Origin of the sequence: Pseudomonas sp. FFUP_PS_473 (assembly GCF_002858665.1) — a bacterium.
Classification (GTDB): Bacteria; Pseudomonadota; Gammaproteobacteria; order Pseudomonadales; family Pseudomonadaceae; genus Aquipseudomonas; species Aquipseudomonas defluvii.
The window spans coordinates 1-5,723 of the sequence record NZ_PJQQ01000069.1 but is presented as its reverse complement, the minus strand read 5'-3'; the positions used below and the strand labels follow the sequence as shown (position 1 = coordinate 5,723).

General features: G+C 54.4%; 7 protein-coding genes and 2 pseudogenes. 3 read left to right on the top strand and 6 right to left on the bottom strand.

The window, feature by feature from the left end:
• Positions 1-75: 75 nt before the first annotated feature.
• A pseudogene (locus tag CYD26_RS24415) lies at positions 76-243 on the top strand (DUF2790 domain-containing protein); the annotation flags it as partial.
• A 32-nt stretch (positions 244-275) separates the two neighbouring features.
• On the opposite strand, the gene CYD26_RS24410 reads toward CYD26_RS24415, so the two are convergent.
• From CYD26_RS24410 to CYD26_RS24400, 3 genes are all read right to left on the bottom strand, one after another.
• Positions 276-626: a DUF3147 family protein gene (locus tag CYD26_RS24410; RefSeq protein WP_011953105.1), complete on the bottom strand. Its 351-nt coding sequence runs from the start codon at positions 624-626 to the stop codon at positions 276-278.
• Positions 627-783: 157 nt separating this feature from the next.
• Positions 784-1,689 carry a cation diffusion facilitator family transporter gene (locus CYD26_RS24405; RefSeq protein WP_102053881.1) on the bottom strand — a complete coding sequence of 302 codons (906 nt, stop codon included), beginning with the start codon at positions 1,687-1,689 and terminating at the stop codon, positions 784-786.
• A gap of 54 nt (positions 1,690-1,743) precedes the next feature.
• Complete coding sequence (locus CYD26_RS24400; RefSeq protein ID WP_071890582.1) at positions 1,744-2,082, bottom strand: zinc ribbon domain-containing protein; 339 nt, start codon at positions 2,080-2,082, stop codon at positions 1,744-1,746.
• 490 nt (positions 2,083-2,572) lie between these two features.
• Between CYD26_RS24400 and CYD26_RS24395 the strand changes: the two genes are divergently transcribed.
• Positions 2,573-4,270, top strand: coding sequence for a phosphoethanolamine transferase (locus tag CYD26_RS24395; protein WP_003298414.1), 1,698 nt, complete (start codon positions 2,573-2,575; stop codon positions 4,268-4,270).
• 122 nt (positions 4,271-4,392) lie between these two features.
• On the top strand, positions 4,393-4,521 hold the full coding sequence (locus CYD26_RS25670; RefSeq protein WP_003253468.1) for a hypothetical protein: 129 nt from the start codon (positions 4,393-4,395) through the stop codon (positions 4,519-4,521).
• A 143-nt stretch (positions 4,522-4,664) separates the two neighbouring features.
• Here CYD26_RS25670 and CYD26_RS24390 read toward each other — a convergent pair whose 3' ends face one another.
• The 3 genes and pseudogenes from CYD26_RS24390 to CYD26_RS24380 form a co-directional block, all read right to left on the bottom strand.
• Positions 4,665-4,871 carry a hypothetical protein gene (locus CYD26_RS24390; RefSeq protein WP_011953104.1) on the bottom strand — a complete coding sequence of 69 codons (207 nt, stop codon included), beginning with the start codon at positions 4,869-4,871 and terminating at the stop codon, positions 4,665-4,667.
• Positions 4,872-4,885: 14 nt separating this feature from the next.
• On the bottom strand, positions 4,886-5,110 hold the full coding sequence (locus tag CYD26_RS24385; protein WP_011953103.1) for a hypothetical protein: 225 nt from the start codon (positions 5,108-5,110) through the stop codon (positions 4,886-4,888).
• A gap of 205 nt (positions 5,111-5,315) precedes the next feature.
• Positions 5,316-5,723, bottom strand: a pseudogene (locus CYD26_RS24380) (hypothetical protein); the annotation flags it as partial.

The following is a 5,723-nucleotide window of genomic DNA, read 5'->3' as shown; positions in this document are numbered from 1 at the left end:
GCGTCCGCTTAAAAATACGCGGACACCATCGTCCTTAATGCTGGAGTTCGGAAGGTGAGTTGGCCGGACGGATACGAAGACTACGCCTATGGCATGGACCTGGACGTTGGTAAGTTGGTGTATGTATCACCCAGTGTGCGGTACTGCGGTAATGTAAGAAGCATGATGACCTACGAAGACTCGAAAGGCGAACTGCACATGGTTCGCTACCTGGTGAAGGGCGAGTGTGTTAATAGCCGTTAAGACTCATCAAGATGATCCCTGCGGCCACCGGATCATAGAAGCTCAATGCCGAACCGGCGCAGCAGTATGGCGAAGCCTCCGAAGCTGGCCATTGTGATGAGGATGCTGCTGATCAGTGTCGGCCAAAAGCCGAGCTTAGGTAGCAGCAATGGAAAAGCAATAAACATCGGTAGGGTCGGAAGCACGTACCAGAACGTGTACCAAGCATGGTTGGAGATCTTCTCCATGCTCTGGTTCTCTAAATAGAGCCAGACCAACGTCACGACCGTGACCAAGGGTAGGGCGGCGACCAAGCCGCCCAGCTTGTCGCTGCGTTTCGCCAGCTCTGACACGAGAATCACTATACCGGCAGTGAGTAGGTACTTCGTGATGATCCAGGCCATCGCTGAGCCTTCTGGAGGTTGTTGACGAGGGCAGGCGAAGCCATTCACCAACCCCCTTGAAGCGCTCCTGCCGTTTACGGCATCCCTCACCGCATTTTTTTTGCAACATCACCCTCAGCCAGGAGGGTGATGTGTTTGCATGGTGTTTACCGATCGGTCAGTGCGAGGGTGAGGGAACGCTCTCGTGGAAAGCTGCCCGCTCGATCTGGATGGTGCAGTGATGGATTTCGAATGCATCGCTGACAGCATCCACGACGGCCGCCAACACAGCATCCCCATCTGCAGAATCCCGAACCACTACGTGCGACGTCATCACGTTACTGCCACTGCTGACAGCCCACACGTGCAAGTCATGAACGTCCGTCACGCCATCTACTCCGAGGATGGTGGCCTCGATTGCCGTAACGTCGAGCCCCCTCGGGACACCCCCCATGAGGATCCCCAGGCTTTCGCGAAGCAACTGCCACGTCCGCGGCAGAACCCAAAGGCCGATCGCCACAGCGACAATCGTGTCGACCCAGGTCCAGCCGGTGAAGCGGATGATAAGTGCCGCGATGATTACGCCAAGCGAGCCGAGCATGTCGCTCCAAACTTCGAGGTAGGCTCCTTTGACGTTGAGGCTTTCGTTGCTCGCAGATGCCAGAAGGCGCATCGAAATTAGGTTGATGATCAGGCCGGCGATTGCGATCCACATCATCGCTCCGGTAGCGATCTCCGCCGGCATGAAGAAGCGCTGGTAGGCCTCATACAAGATGTACATCGCCACCAGGAAGAGCAGCACGGCGTTGAACGTCGAAGCCAGAATTTCCAGGCGCGCATAGCCGAAGGTTCTTTTCTGATCCGCCGGCCGCTTGGCTATCTGAAGTGCAATCAGTGAGATCGCCAAGGCGGCAGTATCTGTGAACATGTGAGATGCGTCCGACAGCAGCGCCAGGCTGCCGGTAATCCACGCACCGATCACTTCTGCAATCATGAAGCTGCCAGTCAAGCCGAGCGCCATGATTAGCTTCTTCTGATGCCCCTCGCGTACTGCAGCGCTGCCATGGTCATGATTTGAACCCACGTATTTCTCCTTGCGCAGGGTTGTGGTCTCGTTGGCCTTCCTGTCTACCTAGCCTTAGAGCGTCGCTTGGCCACAGTGACTGCAAAATCTTGCTCCTGCACTCAGCAGCGAGCCGCAGGCGGTGCAACCACTCGATAGCGGTGTTCCGCAGTTTAGACAAAAGCGTGCTGACGGATCGTTGGCCGTCCGGCACTGCCTGCAGCCCTGCAGATCTTTGATGGGGGCAGGAGTGGGAGGGCGCCCGCCGTCATACACCTGATTACCGCCGTCGCAGCCCTGCTGCCGGCCATGGCGATCATATTGCTCGGCCCCATGTCCCCCGCTGTGGTGCTTGCCTCCACCGTGGTTTCCACGGCCATGGTGCCCGCCCAGGATGTTTTTGAAAAAGCTCATGGTATTCGCCCCTCATTGATGGGTGACATATTAACGAGCAAAAGTTGAAAATAATATTCTGCTCGCGAGAAAGACTTGTAAGTTGAATTGAAAGTTCAAAATTAGCCTACGACAAAACGAAACCGTTTTGTTTGTGAAATTAAATTTATCTAGCTGAGCGGAGCATTGCTTTTGGTGGGTAGTATCCCCCTAATTTTGATCATAGCGTGATCAATGACAATCAAAACAGCAGTAATTGGATTTCTGTCAGCATTGTAATCCCGAGGTCATCGTGTCGTTATCAGGTCCCGGAAATAATGCGCTCAGCGAGATTCATTTCTCTTTTTATCCCTATGCCTCACACATACTAAGCGTCCCCAACGCCTAGGGGCCTAAGGCCTCTGACGCTCCGCACATTGCGCAATCGCTCAGCATCTGTCGACGGTTTGCCTTGTAGCTCCCGCTAACTCCATAGCTACCGCCATGGATAAGCAGCTTCCAGAGTTTGATAATGACACCTTCCAAATCCATTGTTCACACCCTGTTAAGCAAATGGATCTTTGCTATTCGCAATGCGCGGCAGAAAGGCATCAGTACTAATTTGCTAATCGGCCTGGTGACTTTTTGGTTACTGCTATTCGCGAACGCTGAGCTCTGGAACGTGCTCTGGAAGCTGGTATTCAAAACCGATGAAGTGAACTGGCAGCTAGCGGCTAGCCTCCCAGTCATAGTATTCGCATGGGTGTTTACCGTTCTGAGCTTGCTGTCATGGGGGCGGCTGGCCAAACCCATACTGTGCCTGGTACTGATCAGCGCGTCTTTTGCGAGTTACTTCATGAATGCCTACGGCATCGTGATCGATTACACAATGTTCACCAACGTTGTGGAGACCGACGTCGCTGAGGCAACCGAGCTGCTGAATTGGAAGCTCGGTCTTTGGGTCGCAATGGTTGGGGTGTTGCCCGTCTACCTGATTGCCCGGGTTCCCCTCCGGCGCAAGCCTTGGGCCAAAGCTTTGGTCAGCAGGTTCATTGCTCTGTCGCTCGCTCTGTTGACCTTATCTGGCATCGCGTTGAGTCAGTACCAGTCGTATGCCTCCTTGCTGCGCAACAATCGGGAGATCCGGCTGATTCTGGTACCTACCAACTTGTTTGCGGCTGGCCATGGGTACCTGAAGCGTCAGCTGGCCTCACCTAAAACGCTGACGGCCATTGGTACTGATGCGGTAGTTAATCGACAGGGTGCGGCTCGTAAACCCAGGCTGCTGGTACTGGCAGTAGGAGAGACCGCTCGCTCCGCCAACTTCTCCCTCAACGGCTACTCCCGTGAAACGAATCCGGAACTAGAAAAGCGAAATGTCATTAGCTTCACGAACGTGAGCTCCTGCGGTACCGCTACCGCGGTCTCGCTGCCATGCATGTTCCTGGACGTGGGTAAGGCCCAGTACAAAGATGGCTTGGCCAAGAGCCGAGAAGGGCTGCTCGACGTGCTTCAACGCGCTGGCATCAGTGTCATGTGGACTGACAACAACTCGGGGTGCAAAGGGGTCTGCGACAGGGTTCCCAACCACAAGGCTGCCTCTCACGCGGATTCCCAACTGTGCACCAGCGAGGAGTGTAAGGACGGGGTGCTGCTCACGGAGATGCAAGACTTCATCAAGCGCCAGGAAGGCGATGCTGTCCTGGTGCTCCACTACAAAGGCAGTCACGGCCCGGCCTACTACAAGCGCTACCCCTCGCAATTCAAGAAATTCGCACCGGTGTGCGAGACCAACGAGCTCGACAAATGTAAGCAGGAGGAGGTGGTCAATGCCTACGACAACTCAATCCTCTACACCGATTATGTGACTGCAAATCTCATCGATATCCTGGCGGCCAACACCAAGTTCGACACTGCGCTGATGTACGTTTCGGACCACGGCGAATCGCTGGGGGAGGGTGGGCTCTATCTACACGGGCTGCCTTACGCGATGGCTCCTGACGAGCAAACAAAGGTGCCGTTGGTACTTTGGATGTCTGACTCGCTCGCGAAGAGCGAAAAGGTCAACGTGGGTTGTTTGAAAGCTCAAACCACGTCACCGCTGAGCCACGACAACCTGTTCCACACCGTGCTCGGCATGATGAACGTCCAGACGTCTTCGTATCGCTCAGCGCTGGATTTCACTGCCCCTTGTAAGCCCTTTGTCGGAGGCTCTTATTCTGGCCTCTGAATGTTCGATGTGGACCGGATCATCGGCCAGGCGGTTCTGCACCAGCCTGCTTTGACAGCTGAGAGAAGCTGGACTAATTACATAGCTGCATTCAACAACCCAAGCGGAAAAGGAAGTTTTGCATGAGCATCAAGCCAGGCCCAAAGCGCACCAATGAAGATGGCACTCCGGACAAAAGGCAGCGAGTCACCCCTGAAAAGCAGAAGGACCATCCGGACCTGAAACCCCACAAGCACAAAAAGGGGGAGTAAGAAAAAAGCAGCTCTCGGGAGCTGCTTTTTTTTTGGGGCTGTGTGCAAACCCTCCCGACCGTCTCGCTGATCAATCGGACCGCGTCGTGAGTCTTCCGCTTGGCTTGATGGATTCTGAAGCTACCTCCGGATCGGTTATCCCTTCAGTGCGGACGACGAGACTGATATCCCAGAGCGTTGAGCTGATACTCGCTGACAGCCCGAAATTGTGATTCTGCGATTTGACGCAGGCGCTCAACCTCTTCGGCAGATGAGCCAGAAGCCTGCGCCTCGTGGTATTGCTTCATCGCATCCACTGCGTCGGTATACATGGGGTGGTCGGGGAGAAGAGCTGGTATCTTTTTCGTCATGTAGCGGCAGGTCCTCACTGGATAGTCGACGGTGGTTTACCTGCTTTGAGGAGCTGAAAATCAATGACCGCCTGATAGAGCGAATCTGCCAATAGGTGAAGACGCTGTACCTCAAGGTCTGGCAATCCAGCAGCCTCCGCTTCGTGGGCCTGTCGGATAGCTTCAAGCGCTTGCCTCATCAGTGGCTCACCAGCCTCGACCATTCCAATGAATGTGCGCTTCACAACATTTTGCTCCATTCAGCTGAAGATGAATTATAGGACACCGCGGCGTGGCAAGGCCCCGAGCAGCACAGGTGTTCGACGTCCGGCTGAACGAACCAATGAGGAGCGCGCTGGCCTGGGGAGTGGCCAGGGCGCGTGTCATAGCTACGTTGTAAACCACTTTTTTCACTGTAAACCACTGTGGTTTACAGTGAAAAAAAGTGGTTTACAGCAGGCCTCCTCAGGCCTGAGTCAGCTCCAGCAGATCGCCCAGTTCCTCCCGGGCCATCTTCACTCTATCCATTCTGCGATAAGGATGATCAACCGGCATCCGGATAAGAGATTCGAACCAAGCCGAATCGAATTTGATGACTTCCTTGTGAATGTGCTCAAGCTCACCTCCGCGAGGCTGTGACACTACAAACTCCATGCTTTCAACCAAGCCAGACGCTTCACTGTCTTTGACGATTCGATGGCGGATGAAACTCATTTTGAGATCAAAATATGCCGCCTTCGAACCAGGCACCTTCTTCGATTCCAGCCGACCAGTGCTGCTGATTGAATCGCCCCTAGTTTCGTAGACACCTCCAAGCCTCATAATGAGGCCCAAATAGGAGGTGCCATGAGTCGTCAGCGTTACCCCGAAGAA